Source organism: Acinetobacter sp. CFCC 10889 (genome assembly GCF_003268395.1).
GTDB lineage: Bacteria > Pseudomonadota > Gammaproteobacteria > Pseudomonadales > Moraxellaceae > Acinetobacter.
Map to the genome: position 1 here is coordinate 33,708 of NZ_LQXQ01000028.1, position 17,692 is coordinate 51,399.

Genomic DNA, 17,692 nt, shown 5'->3' on the forward strand with positions numbered 1-17,692 from the left:
CTCGGCGCTTTTTTTGTATCTGTACTTTGTGTATACCTAAAAATTAAAAAAGACGACTTTGAACCATAAAGTCACATGTATTAAATGTGATTCAATTAACATAAAGTAACAACTATGTTAATATTTGCCATAAATTGTGATTGTTTGTGCAATGTTTAAAGTATTAATACAAAAAATGGGGCTTTTGATGTGAATTACTTTTATATTTTTATTTTATCTATTTTGAGTTCAGCCCTTTATGCCAATGAATTGTTACCGATTGAACCCTCTTTAGAACCTATTACAGATCAAGTTGTACAGCAGTCTAAAATGTCTGCAATGACAGATGAAGAATTATCCGAAGTACAAGGTCAGGCTTTGTATTCATTGGGTCGTCAAGAACAAGATGGTTTATCTTTTTATACATTAAGCATGGAAGCGAATATTGCCTTAAATGCGAATATTAAAAGTTTGCAACTTGGCTGTGGCGGTATAAATGGTGCAGGAAGCTGTGATATTGATGCCAGTAATGTGTCATTTGGCTGTATTGCAAATGGATCAGGGACGTGTATTACACTGCCTAAAACCAATAGTCGACAGCCCAATGGTACGGTGCAAGAAACTGCATCTGGTGTCCAACCTACTCAGTCACAAATGAAAGACTTTAATTTAACCAATCCATTTTTTCAGTTTGCGATTAAAGATGCAGATAAAGCTTCAACCCGTGAAGTGCTTGGTGTGCGTATTGGCGCTGCGGAGGCAAAAGGACCTTTGAGTTTTGGAGATTTAAGCTCGTTTAGTGGTTATTTAACAGGTAAAGCCAACTTGGTAACACAAGCTCAAAATCAAGTAGGTGTAACTTCGGAAAGTGTTTCAAGATATAAAGGTTTGGATGCTTATTTAGGTTTATCTGATGGTACAGTACTTGATATTAATGTCATTCTTGGGCGAGGTACTGTGAAGTATCGAGATGTTAGTGCAAACTATGGCGGAATCTCACGAAATAACTTGGATGTTGTAGTAACTGGGAACAGAATCAAACAAGCAAAAATCAGTGGTTTACAGTTTGGTGGTATTGTAGATGAAGTGATGCAGAGTCTTGCACTTGCTGATGTAAATGTAAATGTATGTGCTCTGATTTTATGTACTGATATTACATTGGGAAGTGGGTCACTAGATAGTGTAAAAGGTGCTATTTTAAATATTTTAAGAACACAAGTGACCAATAAAATTAAACTAGACCTTGCAAATGGCTTGTCAGGGACAAATATGAGTGGAAGTTCATCTACTGATATTCATAATTGGTTACAGGCTTATCAGTTACCATTTAATTTAAATAATGTTCATCAGCTTGATGTAGATTCAAAAAGTTTTGGTATTGCCTTATCAAAACAAGCGATCAAGTATCCTGGTTATGCATCATCAGTGAATAGAGGTTGGAGTATGTATTTACAAAATGCTTTTACCTTAAATATCAATGATAAATTGAGTAATTTAGTTAATAATATTGCCAGTCAACCTGATGCACGTAATGGTAATATTACCATGCTCCAGTCCTCTTATCGAAATTGTTATGGTAGTTTGACGTTCTGCTAAATTTTTAAAAAATGTGATAAGCGCCATGATTGGCGCTTTTTTATTGTGCCATATATCAGAAAGTATATTTATGCTAATTCATTATCATAAAGTTATGCTAATTTATAAGGGAGTAAAAAATAAACAGTTGTCTCATGGTTGAGATCAACAAGAAAAACAAAAATTTAAGGAATGGTGAACTGATGAAAAGTTTATCTATAGCGATACTGTCGATCATGACATCATTCGCTTATGCAAATTCAACAACTTTAGATGCTGTATCTGAAGTGAGTAATTCAGCCAATACGCATTTGGTACAAATGACGGATGAAGAGTTGTCCGCAACTCAAGGGCAAGCATTGTATAATTTGACGAGGACAAATGATTCTAATCAAGGTTTAAGTTTTTATCGTTTAGGAATGGAAGCAAATATTGATATCAATGCCAATATTAAAAAGTTACAACTTGGCTGTGGAGGCTCAAAAGGTTCAGGTTGTGATATTGATATTGATAATGTCGCATTGACCGGAATTACAGAAGTAATCGGTGGGAGTGCTGGGGTACCAACGGATTTTAAATTGACAAACCCATTTATTGAATTTGCGATTACAGATGCGGATAAAGCTTCAACACGTTCAATCTCAGGTTTTAGACTTGGCGCATTAAAAGCTCTAGGTATGATGAGTTTTGGTGAGAATGATCGTACAGATACCTTAGATGATGATAAAGGGATTAATAGTATTAGTGCGGATATTGGTGTTGGGGTGAGTAATGCAAAAATTAGAGGTGTAAAGATTGTAGGGGATATTTTGGGAACACAATTAGCAACTATTGATGCAACAATTGATCCCTATAATAAAAGATTGGTATTTGATCGATCGCCAACGCTATCTCTTATTGGGCTTACTGCTGTGACAGATTCAATTTATTTGCTTGGAGTACTTGACTTACCTTTAGGTCTAAAGTTGAATGCAAATTTGAACAATATTCCTTTTGCAACGATTCATCGTTTAAAAGTTGCTAATGCTGATGGCTCAGCGACCAGTGGTGCATATCTATCATTGCAAAGTAAAGATATTACGTGGATGAATGTTGAAACGGGTCAATTAAATTCAGTTGCAGCGAAAAAAGGATGGTGGATGTCTATTCCACAAGTTAGTTTTGATAATCTAAATGTTGATGGTTCACAAGTTAGAATAAAAGTGTCTGAGGCAGCTGGGGGGATTTTAGGTAGTACTATCCAATTTCCTGCTATAGATTTAGGGCAGCGACCAGTACATAACTGCTATGGCTCTCTTAAATTCTGCTAACTTTTAATTATGCAGACAGAAAAAATCCCGCATTCAGCGGGATTTTCATTTTAACTTAAAAATTATTTTGCAATTTTTACCAAAAGTTCTTCTTTGGAAATATTGACAGATTCAGCATCACGGCGACCTTTGTACTCAAAAGTATCCGCATCCAAACCTTTCTCACCGATCACGATGCGATGTGGAATCCCTGTCAGCTCTAAATCAGAGAATTTCACCCCTGGGCGTTCGTTACGATCATCCAACAACACATCATAACCCGCAGCTTGCAGCTCAGCATACAATGCTTCTGCTGCCTCTAAAGTACGAGGTGATTTGTGGGCATTCATCGGTACGATTGCGACTTCAAAAGGTGCAATTGCAGCAGGCCAAATGATGCCTTTTTCGTCATAGTTCTGCTCAATGGCAGAAGCAACAACACGAGTTACACCAATGCCATAACAACCCATTGTCACAACCATTGGCTTACCATCTTCACCTAAAACTTTACAGCCAAGTGCTTCAGAGTATTTTTTACCGAGTTGGAAAATATGACCGACTTCGATACCACGTTTGATCAGAATTGTACCTTTGCCATCTGGAGATGGATCACCTTCAACCACATTACGTAAGTCATAAACTTCGGTAAATTTGGCATCACGTTCCCAGTTTAAACCCGTCGCATGTTTGTCAACAATGTTTGCACCTGCAACAAAGTCAGAAAGAACAGAAGCTGCACGGTCAATGATGACTGTTAAGCCTTTTTCAACGAGACCTTGTGGACCACAGAAACCTGCGGTTAAGCCATTTTCTTGCAATTGAGTTTCAGTTGCAAAGGTCAATGGTGCAGCGATTAGAGCATGTTTTTCAGCTTTGATTTCATTAAGTTCGTGATCACCACGTAAGAATAATGCAACCACAGGCACATGACCTTTTTCATCTGCAATACCTTGAACCAATAATGCTTTGACTGAATGTGCAGGATCAGTACCTAAAAATGCTGAAACATCTGCAATGGTTTTTTGCTCAGGTGTATCAACAATTTTTAATTCTTGAGTTGGTGCAGCACGTTCACCGACAAGCACAGCTTCAGCCATTTCAACATTGGCTGCATAGTCAGATTCAGTTGAGAACGCAATATCATCTTCACCACTTGAAGCCAACACATGGAATTCATGAGAGCCTGAGCCACCAATAGAACCTGTATCCGCTTGAACAGGGCGGAAGTTTAAACCTAGGCGTGTGAAAATTTTGCAGTATGCATCGTACATCACATCATAAGTTTCTTGTAAAGATGCTTGGTCAACGTGAAAAGAGTAAGCGTCTTTCATCACAAATTCACGTGAACGCATTACACCAAAACGTGGACGAATTTCGTCACGAAACTTGGTTTGTACTTGGTAGAAATTTGCAGGAAGTTGTTTATAACTTTTAAGCTCATTACGTGCTAAGTCAGTAATGACCTCTTCATGTGTTGGACCAAGTACAAAGTCATTGTTATGGCGGTCTTTAAAACGTAAAAGTTCAGGACCATATTGGACATAACGACCTGATTCTTCCCATAGAGAAGCAGGTTGTGTTACGGGCATAAGCACTTGTAGAGAGCCAGCACGATCCATTTCTTCACGTACAATCGCTTCAACTTTATTGAGCACACGTACACCCATCGGCAACCAAGAGTACAAACCTGAAGCCAATTTACGAATCATCCCCGCACGTAGCATCAACTGATGTGAAATCACTTCCGCATCATTTGGGGTTTCTCTTAACGTTGCAAATAAAAAGCGACTCGCGCGCATGGAAACTGTCCTAAAAATTTAAGCATTAAAATGGAGATTATACGATAAAACCGAGATGGGAACATTTGATAATGTTCTTTTGCTGCAAATAATCTTTATCGTTGTCAGAATGACAAATAAACCGAGAGACTGATATCAAAATTATGGTTTATGCAATGAAAAGAATGATGACCAAATTCAATATTATTCCATTGCTTTTAAGCGCTGGATAATACTGTTATAAGAGTCCTGTGTTTTTTGATAATTATTTTGCAAAACTTCAATATTCTTTTTGGTCTGGTTAATACGATCACTGTTGTATTGAATAGATTGTTTGAGCTCAATAGGTACAGTTGATCCCTTACGAAAATGCTCCATTTCTTGTCTTTTGAGTAAGATACGATCATTTTGTAACTGTTTGACTTGAGTCTGTTGTAAAGAAATCTGTTTTTTAATGCTCGCCAATTGCTCATTACGCTTATTAATGGCAACTGAACTATTGCCATAAGCACGCTTGAGGCGGGCATTCTGTTCATTTTGTTTTGCTTGTGCTGCACGAGCGGTGGACTGTTGTGCATCTTTTTCGGCACTATATGGGCGATTACGGCGAATGATTTGCATGTTGGCATCAAGTGCTTCATAGCCATGACGAATATGCGCAGGCGTGACTGTGCTGCTGATATTTGCGACACCTTTATCATAATAACGATACCAAACAGCTTTAGGCTGCGCATCTGCAGCGAAAGACTGTACAAGGATCATGATATTTAAAACTCCTATAACAAGTGCGAAAGAAAGTACTTTGATGTACTTTTTATACGACACATGCCAAGAAACCGCCTGTAGCATTGTTAATTCCCCAAATTGAAGCAAAACATGACTCAATAATTATTTTTAATTACGTCAATAGTAGACTATAAATTGTGACCTATTTTAAGAATATATAAGTTCCTTAATCAACTGTAAATCTACATTTAACGATGTTTTATAGAGCTTTTAATCGCGATTCCCAAGTTTCTTCGAAATCTTGATTGATAAAGTGAGCAAATGCATGTTAAATAAGGCTGATAAATTTCAAAAAATAAATGTATTCAGAACATCAAAATTCTGGATTTATGGGGAAGGGCATTAAATGGAAGAAAAATTCCAAAATTTAAAAGTCATGGTTATTGATGATTCTAAGACGATTCGTCGAACGGCTGAAACATTGTTACAACGTGAAGGATGTGAGGTCATCACTGCTGTAGATGGGTTTGAAGCACTTTCAAAAATTGCTGATGCAAATCCTGATATTGTTTTTGTTGATATTATGATGCCACGCTTAGATGGTTACCAAACTTGTGCTCTCATTAAAAACTCTCAGAATTATCAAAATATTCCTGTGATCATGCTGTCAAGTAAAGATGGCTTGTTTGATCAAGCGAAAGGAAAAGTTGTTGGTTCTGATGAATATTTAACCAAACCATTTAGTAAAGATGAACTATTAAATGCTATTCGGAAGCATGTTTAATTTTTAATTCTGAATGGGAGAATGAGATGGCGCGAATTTTAATAGTTGATGACTCTCCTACAGAGATGTATCGATTTAAAGAAATTTTAAGTAAGCATGGTTATGACGTTTTAGAAGCCAACAATGGTGCTGATGGGGTCACATTAGCACAAGCTGAGCAGCCTGATTTGGTTTTGATGGATGTAGTTATGCCCGGTGTGAATGGCTTTCAAGCAACACGCCAAATCGCACGTGGTGCAACAACCAAGCATATCCCTGTAGTGATTGTCAGTACAAAAGATCAAGACACCGATCGTGTTTGGGGAAAACGCCAAGGTGCATGTGATTATTTAACTAAACCAATTGATGAGAACGTCTTAATCAATGTGATTAAACAACATCTCACTGCGGGATAATTATGGCAGCAAATGGATTTATCGAATTACTTCGACTGTCAAAACGTGGTAACCAAAACTACGTTGATAAAGAAAGTGAAGTAAATAGATGGTCAGGCATTGCATTTGAAATGATGGGGCAATATTTTGTTGCTCCATTAGGTGAAGTCACCGAAGTTATCTATCCACCAAAATGTACAACAGTTCCAAATGTACAAAACTGGGTGAAAGGATTAGCCAATATTCGGGGACGTTTACTGTCAGTATCAGATTTAACACAGTTTATTTCTGGACAACGAAGTCAGTTTACACCCACACAAAAAGTTTTATGCATCAGCCATAATGATCATTATGTCGGTTTGATTGTAGATCAAGTTTTAGGAATTCAGCATTTTAATAAAAAAAGTTTTTTTTCGGAAAATAAAAATTTAGAAAAAAAGCTAAATACATACTGCCAAGGATATTTTCAACAGCATAATCGTGCGTGGAATATATTTTTGTTTAGCCAGTTGCTGAGTGATCCTAAATACATGAATGCATCGGAAAAATTTAAATAAACGAGCTTCTACGCTCAAGTAGGTTAAGCGTTTCGGGGAGAAGCTGAATGGGCTTTAAGCTAAAAAAGAAAAATACATCTGAAAATACGCAGAAAAATAATCCAGTTGCTGCATCTAAACTGCAAACGCAATTGGATCAATTTTCAAAGTTATTCGGTGACAGTGGTAAATCCAAACCATATCTGATTATGGCTTTGTCTAGCATCATTGTTGCAGTAATTTGTTTGCTTGCATTATTGTATAATGTTCCACGAAACAATGACTTAACACGTAGTATCGGTGAATTAAAATTACTTTCGCAAACCATGTCTCGTCAGGCAACAGAGGCAACCGCTTCAGGTAAAGAAGATGCGATCAAAGATCTGGTTGCTTCACAAAAGAAATTTGATGAAAACTTAGAAATCGTAAAAGATATTCACTCATCAAATGCCGAAATGAAAAAAGTTGAAACGCTGTGGTCAGAGGTCTCAAAAGATATTAGTTTGATTGAGTCTGAGCAAAAAGTAATTAATCAACTCTATGATACTAACGTCACAATGAGTGATGTTATTCCTGGTATTCAGGCTGAATATAACTTGATGGTTAACCAGATGGCACGTGAAAATATGCCAAGTTCTCAGGTTGTACTGGCGAAAAACCAAGTGTTTATTGCTGAACGTATTTTACGTTCTATCTCATCTGTACTCAGTGGATCTGAAAATGCTCGTGCGTCAGCAGATGATTTTAGTGCAGATACAGAAACTTTTGGTGCTTATCTTGATGCGCAATTAAAAGGAAGTACGGAGCTTGGTGTTGTTCGTATTGACCAACCATCTATGCGTGAGTCATTACAAAGTATTCAAGCAGACTATAATGATGTTCTAAAAACAGCTTCGACTAATATTTTGAATAACTCTTCAAAAATTGTAAAAGTACGTCAAGCATCTACCAATATTTTTGCCAAATCAGATCAATTATTAAAAGATTTGAATAATTTGAGTAGTAGTTCTTGGTTGACGACAGTTGTCCCAGGTGTAGTTTTAGTTTTAGTTTTAGGTATTTTCTTATTTGCGGTATTTAAACTTTTAACTTTACGTACAGATGCGGATAAGGTTCGTGTAACACGTTTACAGGATGAATATGACCGTAACCAAAACGCAATTTTACGTTTACTTGATGAGATTGCCGATTTAGCAGATGGTGACTTGAGTTCGTATGCAACGGTATCTGAGGACTTTACAGGTGCAATTGCCGATTCGATTAACTTCGCTATCGACCAATTACGTGATCTTGTATCTCGAATCAATGAAACTTCACAAGAAGTTGCAACTTATACTCAAAATACGCAGTCGATTACTAACCAGTTAGCTGAGGCATCTGAGCATCAGGCGCAAGAAATTGCGGGTGCATCGACAGCGATTAATGAAATTGCCCAATCTATTGAACACGTATCTGCGAACGCAACCGAATCAGCAGACGTAGCACAACGTTCAGTACAAATCGCATCAAATGGTGCTGAAGTGGTAAACCGTTCAATTGAAGGTATGGATACGATCCGTGAGCAGATTCAAGAAACCTCTAAACGTATTAAACGTTTGGGTGAGTCTTCACAAGAGATTGGTAATATTGTCTCGTTGATTAACGATATTGCCGATCAAACGAACATCTTGGCATTGAATGCTGCAATTCAAGCATCGATGGCAGGTGAAGCTGGTCGAGGCTTTGCGGTCGTAGCCGATGAGGTACAGCGTCTTGCGGAACGTTCAGCATCTGCAACAAAACAGATTGAAACACTGGTAAAAACCATTCAAACAGATACCAACGAAGCCGTAATCTCAATGGAGCAAACGACATCGGAAGTTGTTCGTGGTGCTCACTTGGCGAAAGATGCGGGGGTTGCTTTGGATGAAATTCAAAGCGTATCAAATAGCTTGGCGAAATTGATTGAAAACATTTCTGATTCAGCGAAATTACAGTCAGCGTCAGCAGGTCATATTGCAAATACAATGAATATTGTACAAGAAATTACTTCGCAAACGACTACAGCGACATTTGATACAGCACGTTCAGTTTCTGAGTTGGCAAGTATGGCAGACTCATTACGTCAATCTGTATCTGACTTTAAATTACCAGAGCAATAATTTAGCAATTCCAAAAATGTTTTATTGAAACATTTTTGGAATATTAATCACGCTTAGATCACTTAATTTGGATTTAATAAAATTAAAGTGTTGATAGGTTTTAGTCCCTGTAAGGAACTATGATAGAAGCCTGAGCTATGAAAAAAATATTAAAAGATTTAGTTGAAAATATAAATCTTCCCAAAGATGAGTTTGTGGATCAAGATCCAGAAATTTTAGAAATCTTTGTGGAGGAAATCGAAGAGATCATCGAGAATGTTCAACCATTATTGGATCAATGGTTAAGCGACCCATCAAATGCTGAGCTTTTGACTGTGATTCGCCGTAATTTCCATACTCTGAAAGGGTCTGGTCGTATGGTTGGGGCAAAGTCATCAGGTGAGTTGGCTTGGACCGTTGAAGATACATTAAATCGTGTGATCGCAAAAACAATCAGTTTGTCAGAACCTGTACAACAATATGTAAGTACAGTGTTTAATATTTACAAATTTAAATTGTATGATGATTTTGCTAAAGCACAAACACACCAATTAGATTTAAGACCTTTGGTTTTACTTGGGCAGCAAATTCAACAAAATACAAGTATTGAACCTGCACTTGAAGAATTACTGACACTTTCAGCACGTTTAAACAGTTCAAGCATACTTACAGGTTTAGAGGATTCAGTGGATACTGAAGATGCACCAGTAGTTGTTGCAGAAGAACCAGTTGTTCAAGTAGCTGAAGAAGAGATTACAGCACCTGTCGTAACAGAAAGCCCTGTGACTACACCAGTTCAACCTGAAGTGATTGCACCTGCAACAGCTTCCCTTGAGAATCACAAGGAGGGGGTTGACGAAGCTGAGGATCGTCGATTTCTGGCCGAGACTATTGCAATCTTTATTGAAGAGTCTGAAGAACATCTGGCGTCAATTGACACGTTCTTAAGCATAGAAAAACATACTTCAGATCACTATAACCGCCTAATTCGTGCGCTACATACCTTGCGTGGTAGCTCCGCTATGGCGCATGTGGATGATGTATTTCAAGCCAGTAGTAAAGTTGAACAGTTGTTTAAAATCTTGTTAAAGGATGATACACAGCATAGTACGAACGAAAATGCATTATTAACGCATTATACTGAGTTTGTTCGAGATTATTTACATACATTAGGGCAAGATAATGCGTCTGAACAGCAGAGTATTATTTACCAAAAGTTTAATGAAGCTTGGGAACGCTATGATTTCCAAACAGAATATTTTGAGAGTAATGAGCATCAACAAGACTTAGTTTCACAACTGGTTGAGTTGGATATTGAACATTTACTTGATGCTGAATTTGATTTTGATCAAAGGGCAAAAGTAGATTATCCAACATATTTTGAAAGCTTACTGCATGAAGCGAATGTATTGATTGAGCATACAGACAATCGTGCAGCGCAAGGTATTCATGATATTAGTTTGGCGTTAAAAGTTGCTTATGAGCATGTTTTAGCAGAAAAAAGTTTGCTGAATACTGATTATGCTTTTGAACTGTTTAATCAGGCTCACCAAGAGTTTATTCATTTATTTGATGCGTTGGCATCAGGACAACGTGTTGTTTTAAATGAAAGTAGTCAAAGTGTTTTAGAACAGTTACATGATTATGTAACACAAGACATTGAGCAACTTGAAGTTGAAACAGAATCTAGTGTTGAGCTTGAGCCTACGACTTTAGAAGATGAACCTGTTGTTCAACAGATTGAAGCAGTTGCAGTATCTGAACCAGTTTCATCGTCTGAATTTAATAGTAATCAACTCTTTAACTTAATTGCCAAAGATCAACAATATCTACATTCAGCAGATAGTTTTAAAGATTTTGATGAAGAGGTCTTGGATATTTTCCTTGAAGAAGCTGATGAGCTTTTAGTGGGAATTGATGAGGACTTAACCGTATGGTTTGCAGAACCACAAAATCTAACCTCTCTAAATAATCTAATGCGTTATTTGCATACCTTAAAGGGTGGTGCAAATATGGTGCAAGCTGAACATATTGGTTTGATTGCCCATCACTTAGAATCGATTTATGAGCGAATTATTAAGCAGCAAATTACTGTCAATACAGCTTTGATGCAGACAATTCGTATGGTTCAGGATGAGATTGCTGAACGTATTCAAGTAATTCGTGAACAAGGTATAGATTATCCTGCTATTAACCTTTTAGAGATTTTACAGGCTATTGAAAAGCAGCAGCCTATACCACTTTCTACTACAACAAATGTTGGGTCAAACCTTGTCGAGTCATTTGTTGAAAAAGAGCAAGTGTCGACAGTTGAAGCCGTTGAGGCACAGGCTATTGCTGATGAGCAAAGTGTTGGCTCGGACACTGTATCTGATGAACAGTTAACTGAGAATATTGCTCAAGATGCTTTTGCTGAGGAATCGGAAGAATTATTACTCAATGCGCATGATATTTTAGAAAAATGGTTTGAAGAACGTAGTAGTCGTAGTTTGTTATTACAATTACAACGTATAGCCCATACCTTAAAAGGTGGGGCGAAGATGGTTAATAATTCACAAGTTTCTGACATTGCATATGAGCTAGAAAATACATTTGAACGTTTTGGTTTGCATAGCTTTAACTCAAATGCATATGATCATCTACTGAGTAAAGCATTTGATTGGTTAAAAAATGCTATTTTATTGGATAAATATGAACATTTTGATTCGATACGAAATGGTCTGAGAAATATTCAATATGTAGATGTTTCAGCGCAACTTCCTGAAAAAATTACCAGTAGTGATGTGCTTTGGGATAATCAAGCTGTTGAATTTATTCAAGGTGATGGTGCAGAACCACCATCAATGTTGGGTGAATGGGGGCAAGTTGAGCAAGCTGAAAATAATAATGAGATGATTCGTATCTCGGCAGATCTGATTGAGAAAATGATTGATTTGTCGGGTGAAAATTCAATTAACCGTTCACGTATCGAGATGGACTTAGGTCAATTTGGAAATACATTATCGGAAATGGAATTGGCAATTCAGCGTTTGGCTGACCAGTTACGCCGAATGGAAGGTGAATTAGAATCACAAATTATTGCTAAACATGGTGATTCAAACTCTCGTTATGCAGATTTTGACCCATTAGAGATGGATCAGTATTCATCATTAAATCAGTTATCGAAATCACTCGCTGAGTCTGCATCGGATTTGGTGGATTTTAAGAGTACTTTGGCTGAAAAAATTCGAGATACAGAGGGTTTGCTGTTACAGCAAGCACGTATTCAAGCTGAAATTCAAGAAGGTTTGATGCGTACTCGTTTAGTACCATTTACACGTTTATTACCACGATTGCAGCGTTTGGTACGTCAAACAGCGTCTACTTTAAATCGACCAACTGAGCTGATTGTACATAATACAGAAGGTGAATTGGATCGGAATATTCTTGAAAAGTTGATGTCGCCATTAGAGCATATGCTACGTAACGCGATTGACCATGGTATTGAAGAAACTTCAGTACGTGAACGGTTAAATAAACCATCTACTGGGCAAATTGAGCTAAATATTAGTCGTCAAGGTACAGATGTTCTAGTTGAGTTTAAAGATGATGGTAAAGGTATTGATCCAAAGATTATCAGAGCCAAAGCCTTACAAAATGGCTTGATTCAAGCGGATCAAAGTCTTTCTGATGAAGAGATATTACAATATATTTTCCATCATGGTTTCAGTACTGCACAGCAAGTCACGCAAATTTCTGGACGTGGTGTTGGGCTAGATGTTGTACAGAGTGAGATTAAACTATTAGGTGGGCAAGTCACAGTAGCTTCGACGCTTGGTCAGGGTTCGATATTTACTATTCGTGTACCAACGACTGTAGCCGTAAGTGATGCCTTAATGGTGAAAGTGGGAGATCAGCAATTTGCTGTACCTTTATCACAAATTGATCGTATTGTACGTATTGCACCGAGTACCTTGGAAGAGTATTTCCATAGTAAGAAACAAGACTTTGTGATTGATCAGCAACCTTATAACTTGCGTTATTTGGCAGAGTTTGTAGCACATCAACCTATACCTCGTTTTACAGGCATTGCACACTCTTTACCGGTCTTATTAATTAAAAATAATAGCGGTAAAAATACAGCATTATTGGTAGATCAGCTCATTGGTTCTCGTTCACAAATTGTTGTGAAACCAATCGGTAAGCAATTTATGTCGATTGGTGCTGTGGCGGGAGCAACAATTCTCGGTGATGGTCAAGTCTGTTTGATTTTAGATGCACAAAATATTGCACGTCAAACGCTGAGTAATAAACGTCAAGTCACAAGTGATCAACGAGAATTAAGCCGTAATCGTGATCAGCGTCATTTGATTATGATTGTGGATGACTCAGTCACAGTACGTAAAGTGACTTCACGTTTACTTGAGCGTCATAACTTTGATGTCATTACTGCTAAAGACGGTGTTGATGCGATTGAGCAATTGGAAAATGTTAAGCCAGACTTAATGTTACTTGATATTGAAATGCCACGCATGGATGGTTTTGAGGTGACCAATTGGATTCGTCATCATGAACTTCATCATGAGTTACCAATCATTATGATTACCTCAAGAACGGGCGAGAAACATCGTGAACGTGCATTTAGTTTAGGTGTGACGAACTATATGGGTAAACCATTCCAAGAAGCTGAGTTATTGGAAAATATTCAGAATTTATTGGTTGCACAATAAGGAGTGATGATGTCGCAAAATGGCAAAGGATCGATTTTAGATCAAACCAATACACAGGAGCTCCAGCATCTTATTACGGTGTCAACGGGTTTTATTGATGCTTATATTATTGATTGTTATGGTAAAGCAGCAATGCTATTACCACAAAATATTGTAATTTCAGCATTGGATAGTCCAACTCAAGTGAAAACAGTAGAGTGGCATGAGCGCAAGTTACCTGCATTTCGTGTGAGTGATCCACAAACCACATTGGGCGTGGCTTTGGTGATCGAGGGTGAGTCTAGTGAAGAGCGTTTTGCATTATTATGTAATGAAATGCCACGTTCTATTCGTCTACGGATCTCGGAGGTTGTAGATGAAGAGCAGCAATCCAAAGATGAAACGATTCTATACTGGGTTAAGGTTGGAGAAGAACATTTTCATATACCTAACTTAGCCAAGATCCAAAAAGATTTGGGTTTAATTACTTAAAAAAAGGAATGCATTTGCATTCCTTTTTAATATATTTTAGGTCAATAACTGCTCTAAAATTTGCTCATAAATATCGGTTAAAGGATCTAATTCCTCGATGTTTACATGTTCGTTAATTTGATGAATTGTTGCGTTTAATACTCCAAGTTCAAGGACTTGTGCACCTGTTGGTGCGATAAAACGTCCATCAGAAGTGCCTCCACTCGTTGAAAGCTCAGCATCTGTCCCTGTAACATTTTTAATAGCAGTTGTTGCTGCATTAACTAATTCACCCACAGGCGTTAAAAATGGTAAACCTGATAATGTCCATTGTGCGTCATAATCAACTTGGTGGCGATCTAAAATCTCTAAAACACGTACTTTTAATTGTTCTGCTGTGACTTCAGTTGAATAACGGAAATTAAAAGTTACTGTCATTGTACCTGGAACAACATTGGTTGCACCTGTACCTGCTTGGATATTGGAGATTTGAAATGTTGTAGCTGGGAAGTATTCATTACCGTTGTCCCATACTGTTTCACACATTTCTGCTAATGCTTTTGATGCAGTATGAATTGGATTAACCGCTAAATGTGGATAAGCGACATGACCTTGTTTGCCTTTCACAGTGAGTACACAGTTTAAAGAGCCACGACGACCATTTTTAATAATATCTCCTAATGTTGAAGTGCTTGAAGGTTCACCCACCAAACACCAAGTCATTTTCTCATGACGTGCCTCAAGTGTTTCAATCACTTTTACTGTACCATTAACGGATGGGCCTTCTTCATCAGAAGTGATTAAAAATGCAATTGAGCCTTTATGATCAGGATGTTTTTTTACAAAACGCTCAGATGCTACAACCATTGCTGCTAATGCTGTTTTCATGTCAGCACTGCCACGACCATATAGCTTACCATCACGGATTTCTGGTAAAAATGGATCAGATTCCCAAGCATCTAAATGACCTGTTGGAACGACATCAGTATGCCCTGCAAAACAAAATACAGGTGCTTCTGTACCACGACGTGCCCACAGATTGTCTACATCTTCAAAGCGCATATTTTCAATGTTAAAACCAACAGCAGCCAAACGCTCCGCCATAATGTTTTGGCATGTATGATCGACGGGTGTAACGGAGGGTTGACGTAAAAGTGTTAGGCTAAGATCTAAAGTTTCTGAGGCGTTCATGGCTGTAAAATAAAATATGAAATGAGAAGAATATAATAGAGAAGAAGTTTTTGAATGAAAACCTAATCTGTGCAAATTATCTTTAGTGCCGTATTACAGTTACAAAAAAACCTTATCAAAGATAAGGCTTAATTGAGTGTGAGAATTTAAAGTTTATTTTCAACTTTTTCAGCTGTATTTGTAACAGCATCACCTGCTTTAGATACGTCCTGACCTGCACCTTTAATCGTGTTACAACCCGTTAAAACAAATGTTAATAGTAGTGAAGCAGCTAAAACTTTTTTCATCGTTTATCTCCATTAAAATTCTTTTCATGCTTAAATAGAGTAAGAAGATTATTGCTTATTGAATACAAGAATTTTAAGAGAGCTTGGTTATATTTTGTATATTTTTTGGTTGATTTTTACATTTTTCTCACAGGAATATCGAGCATATTCGGTTGACGATACATGTAAAATTCTTGCTGATTTTCTTGTTTATACAGCCCATTTGTCCACCATTTTGTCGTACATGTGCTTTGTAAAAGATCAGGACAGATCCATTCTTGACGTGTTAGTGCATGATAATTTTGTTGTGGAATAACTCGTCCCCACCGACCAAGACGGCGGAAATGGTTGACCCAAGAGTGGGTTTGAGTTGGAAAGCGCGCAGTAGGATAATAGAGTTGTCCTTTTAAGATAGTAAAACGTTGTTGAATTTCATGCGATTGTACAGATTTAAATTGAAATTGTTTTTCTGTGAAATGGGTTAGTTTTCTAAGTAATGTATCTTGTCGGTTTAAACCATACCAATGTTGTAGTTGAAAATTAGCTTCAGCCAAATAATACTTTAAAGCAACTTCCCAATGCTCGATTTGTGAGGTGTGCTGATTCAAAATAAGAAAATCTATTTCCCCTAAAGTTTGTTGTCCTTGAAATATTTGAATACTATGACCCAGTAATTTTAAATGATGAAATGTATGATCTTTCAACCAAAACCACATTAAATATTCAAAGCGTAAACCCAAACGTGTACTTTTAAGCTGAGTAAGAAAATGAATGAGTTCACTTGGATCTTGATCTAATTGCTGTAAGCGTGGCTCATATTGCAGATATAGCTGTTGCCAAAAATGATCAGGATGTAATTGAAAAGCATGCTTGATTGTTAAATCTGTTGGGACTTGCGCAATAATATTTGGACTTGCCACAACAAAAGCGAGCTGTCGAACGATGGAGGTTTTAAAATTTAACCAAGGTTCAAAATAAGTAATATGACTCATGGCATTCAAAGTAATCATCCGATGAGAAAGAAAATACGGTGTTCAATCATAAAACATATATACTAATGAAGTTCGAAAAATTGAGTTGATGTATGCGAATTTTGTTTTGGCGTAGCCTTGTGGTGATTTTTATTGTACTGGGTTTTATCGGGGCAATATTACCAGGTATGCCAACAACAGTTTTTCTGATTTTAGCCTTGTGGGCAGCATCGAAAGGTTGGCCGCAAGTCCATGATTGGTTGTTGAATCATCCTAAATATGGCGCAACACTGAGAGCATGGCGTGAAAATGGAACTGTACCTCGTAAAGCAAAATGGTTAGCAAGCATTATGATGACAGGAAGTGCGATACTCATGCTTTTTACCAATGCACCATTAGCAGTCAAAATTTTTACGAATTTAACCATGTTTATTGTTGCGATCTGGCTTTGGACACGACCAGAAGTTCAAAATAAAATAGACAATTAAGAAATAAATGCAGAAAGCAAAGTAAGTTTGCGTAAAATATCCACAGCTTTTTCAAATATTAAAGTCAATTGATTTAAAAGTAAGGTTAAAAATAAAGATTCAGAAAATATCTAAATCATATTTGAATACAAAGTGTGAGTGAAAAGTCAGCAGAAATGAAAAACAGCCCTAAAATAATTCCGAATAGATTTATTTTAAATGATGATAAATAGATAAATAATAAACAAAAAAGCTTAAAATATATCAAAATGATCTATTTTTTAATCACTCAAACGCAAAAAGTGAAAATCATTGAGAAAAGCGTTTGACACGCTGTGAAGTTTCTCTATAATGCACCTCACAAACGATGAAGTCGTTAGGGCGCTTAGCTCAGTTGGTAGAGCGTCTGCCTTACAAGCAGAATGTCGGCGGTTCGATCCCGTCAGCGCCCACCAAGCTTTAATGTTGAATTTAGAG

At 37.2% G+C, this 17,692-nt stretch carries 14 protein-coding genes and 1 tRNA gene; 10 read left to right on the forward strand and 5 right to left on the reverse strand.

The window, feature by feature from the left end; all coding sequences use genetic code 11:
* Positions 1-189: 189 nt before the first annotated feature.
* Positions 190-1,575, forward strand: a complete 1,386-nt coding sequence (locus tag AVJ19_RS12025; protein WP_213067223.1) for a hypothetical protein — start codon at positions 190-192, stop codon at positions 1,573-1,575.
* 182 nt (positions 1,576-1,757) lie between these two features.
* The gene (locus AVJ19_RS12030; RefSeq protein ID WP_228203357.1) at positions 1,758-2,864 is read left to right on the forward strand and encodes a hypothetical protein; all 1,107 of its coding nucleotides are present in this window, start codon (positions 1,758-1,760) and stop codon (positions 2,862-2,864) included.
* 62 nt (positions 2,865-2,926) lie between these two features.
* Here AVJ19_RS12030 and AVJ19_RS12035 read toward each other — a convergent pair whose 3' ends face one another.
* Together AVJ19_RS12035 and AVJ19_RS12040 are read right to left on the reverse strand one after the other, a co-directional pair.
* Positions 2,927-4,642, reverse strand: coding sequence for a proline--tRNA ligase (locus AVJ19_RS12035; RefSeq protein WP_111859937.1), 1,716 nt, complete (start codon positions 4,640-4,642; stop codon positions 2,927-2,929).
* A 183-nt stretch (positions 4,643-4,825) separates the two neighbouring features.
* Positions 4,826-5,383, reverse strand: a complete 558-nt coding sequence (locus AVJ19_RS12040; RefSeq protein WP_416240582.1) for a hypothetical protein — start codon at positions 5,381-5,383, stop codon at positions 4,826-4,828.
* Positions 5,384-5,753: 370 nt separating this feature from the next.
* Here AVJ19_RS12040 and pilG point away from each other — a divergent pair, with 370 nt between their 5' ends.
* From pilG to AVJ19_RS12070, 6 genes are all read left to right on the forward strand, one after another.
* A complete protein-coding gene (pilG, locus tag AVJ19_RS12045) occupies positions 5,754-6,131 on the forward strand; it encodes a twitching motility response regulator PilG (protein WP_111859939.1) in 378 nt (125 codons plus the stop codon).
* Positions 6,132-6,157: 26 nt separating this feature from the next.
* Entirely contained in the window at positions 6,158-6,526 is a 369-nt protein-coding gene (gene pilH / locus AVJ19_RS12050) for a twitching motility response regulator PilH (RefSeq protein ID WP_111859940.1), read from the forward strand.
* A gap of 2 nt (positions 6,527-6,528) precedes the next feature.
* Positions 6,529-7,062, forward strand: a complete 534-nt coding sequence (locus AVJ19_RS12055; protein ID WP_111859941.1) for a chemotaxis protein CheW — start codon at positions 6,529-6,531, stop codon at positions 7,060-7,062.
* 47 nt (positions 7,063-7,109) lie between these two features.
* On the forward strand, positions 7,110-9,182 hold the full coding sequence (locus AVJ19_RS12060; RefSeq protein ID WP_111859942.1) for a methyl-accepting chemotaxis protein: 2,073 nt from the start codon (positions 7,110-7,112) through the stop codon (positions 9,180-9,182).
* A 137-nt stretch (positions 9,183-9,319) separates the two neighbouring features.
* Positions 9,320-13,870 carry an Hpt domain-containing protein gene (locus AVJ19_RS12065; RefSeq protein ID WP_111859943.1) on the forward strand — a complete coding sequence of 1,517 codons (4,551 nt, stop codon included), beginning with the start codon at positions 9,320-9,322 and terminating at the stop codon, positions 13,868-13,870.
* Between the two features lie 6 nt (positions 13,871-13,876).
* Positions 13,877-14,341, forward strand: a complete 465-nt coding sequence (locus AVJ19_RS12070; RefSeq protein ID WP_416240581.1) for a hypothetical protein — start codon at positions 13,877-13,879, stop codon at positions 14,339-14,341.
* 36 nt (positions 14,342-14,377) lie between these two features.
* Here AVJ19_RS12070 and dapE read toward each other — a convergent pair whose 3' ends face one another.
* From dapE to AVJ19_RS12085, 3 genes are all read right to left on the reverse strand, one after another.
* Entirely contained in the window at positions 14,378-15,511 is a 1,134-nt protein-coding gene (gene dapE, locus AVJ19_RS12075; RefSeq protein ID WP_111859945.1) for a succinyl-diaminopimelate desuccinylase, read from the reverse strand.
* A 146-nt stretch (positions 15,512-15,657) separates the two neighbouring features.
* A complete protein-coding gene (locus AVJ19_RS12080; protein WP_111859946.1) occupies positions 15,658-15,798 on the reverse strand; it encodes an entericidin A/B family lipoprotein in 141 nt (46 codons plus the stop codon).
* Positions 15,799-15,914: 116 nt separating this feature from the next.
* Entirely contained in the window at positions 15,915-16,769 is an 855-nt protein-coding gene (locus AVJ19_RS12085; RefSeq protein ID WP_111859952.1) for a DUF1853 family protein, read from the reverse strand.
* Between the two features lie 92 nt (positions 16,770-16,861).
* Here AVJ19_RS12085 and AVJ19_RS12090 point away from each other — a divergent pair, with 92 nt between their 5' ends.
* Together AVJ19_RS12090 and AVJ19_RS12095 are read left to right on the forward strand one after the other, a co-directional pair.
* Positions 16,862-17,236, forward strand: a complete 375-nt coding sequence (locus AVJ19_RS12090; RefSeq protein WP_111859947.1) for a YbaN family protein — start codon at positions 16,862-16,864, stop codon at positions 17,234-17,236.
* Between the two features lie 358 nt (positions 17,237-17,594).
* Positions 17,595-17,670, forward strand: a tRNA-Val gene (locus AVJ19_RS12095).
* Positions 17,671-17,692 lie beyond the last annotated feature (22 nt).

Excerpts from the sequence above, each read along its gene's own strand:
- AVJ19_RS12030 (WP_228203357.1), top strand. The coding sequence starts at position 1,758 with ATGAAAAGTTTATCTATAGCGATACTGTCGATCATGACATCATTCGCT.
- AVJ19_RS12035 (WP_111859937.1), bottom strand. The coding sequence starts at position 4,642 with ATGCGCGCGAGTCGCTTTTTATTTGCAACGTTAAGAGAAACCCCAAAT.
- AVJ19_RS12040 (WP_416240582.1), bottom strand. The coding sequence starts at position 5,383 with ATGATCCTTGTACAGTCTTTCGCTGCAGATGCGCAGCCTAAAGCTGTT.
- pilG (WP_111859939.1), top strand. The coding sequence starts at position 5,754 with ATGGAAGAAAAATTCCAAAATTTAAAAGTCATGGTTATTGATGATTCT.
- pilH (WP_111859940.1), top strand. The coding sequence starts at position 6,158 with ATGGCGCGAATTTTAATAGTTGATGACTCTCCTACAGAGATGTATCGA.
- AVJ19_RS12055 (WP_111859941.1), top strand. The coding sequence starts at position 6,529 with ATGGCAGCAAATGGATTTATCGAATTACTTCGACTGTCAAAACGTGGT.
- AVJ19_RS12060 (WP_111859942.1), top strand. The coding sequence starts at position 7,110 with ATGGGCTTTAAGCTAAAAAAGAAAAATACATCTGAAAATACGCAGAAA.
- AVJ19_RS12065 (WP_111859943.1), top strand. The coding sequence starts at position 9,320 with ATGAAAAAAATATTAAAAGATTTAGTTGAAAATATAAATCTTCCCAAA.
- AVJ19_RS12070 (WP_416240581.1), top strand. The coding sequence starts at position 13,877 with ATGATGTCGCAAAATGGCAAAGGATCGATTTTAGATCAAACCAATACA.
- dapE (WP_111859945.1), bottom strand. The coding sequence starts at position 15,511 with ATGAACGCCTCAGAAACTTTAGATCTTAGCCTAACACTTTTACGTCAA.
- AVJ19_RS12080 (WP_111859946.1), bottom strand. The coding sequence starts at position 15,798 with ATGAAAAAAGTTTTAGCTGCTTCACTACTATTAACATTTGTTTTAACG.
- AVJ19_RS12085 (WP_111859952.1), bottom strand. The coding sequence starts at position 16,769 with ATGAGTCATATTACTTATTTTGAACCTTGGTTAAATTTTAAAACCTCC.
- AVJ19_RS12090 (WP_111859947.1), top strand. The coding sequence starts at position 16,862 with ATGCGAATTTTGTTTTGGCGTAGCCTTGTGGTGATTTTTATTGTACTG.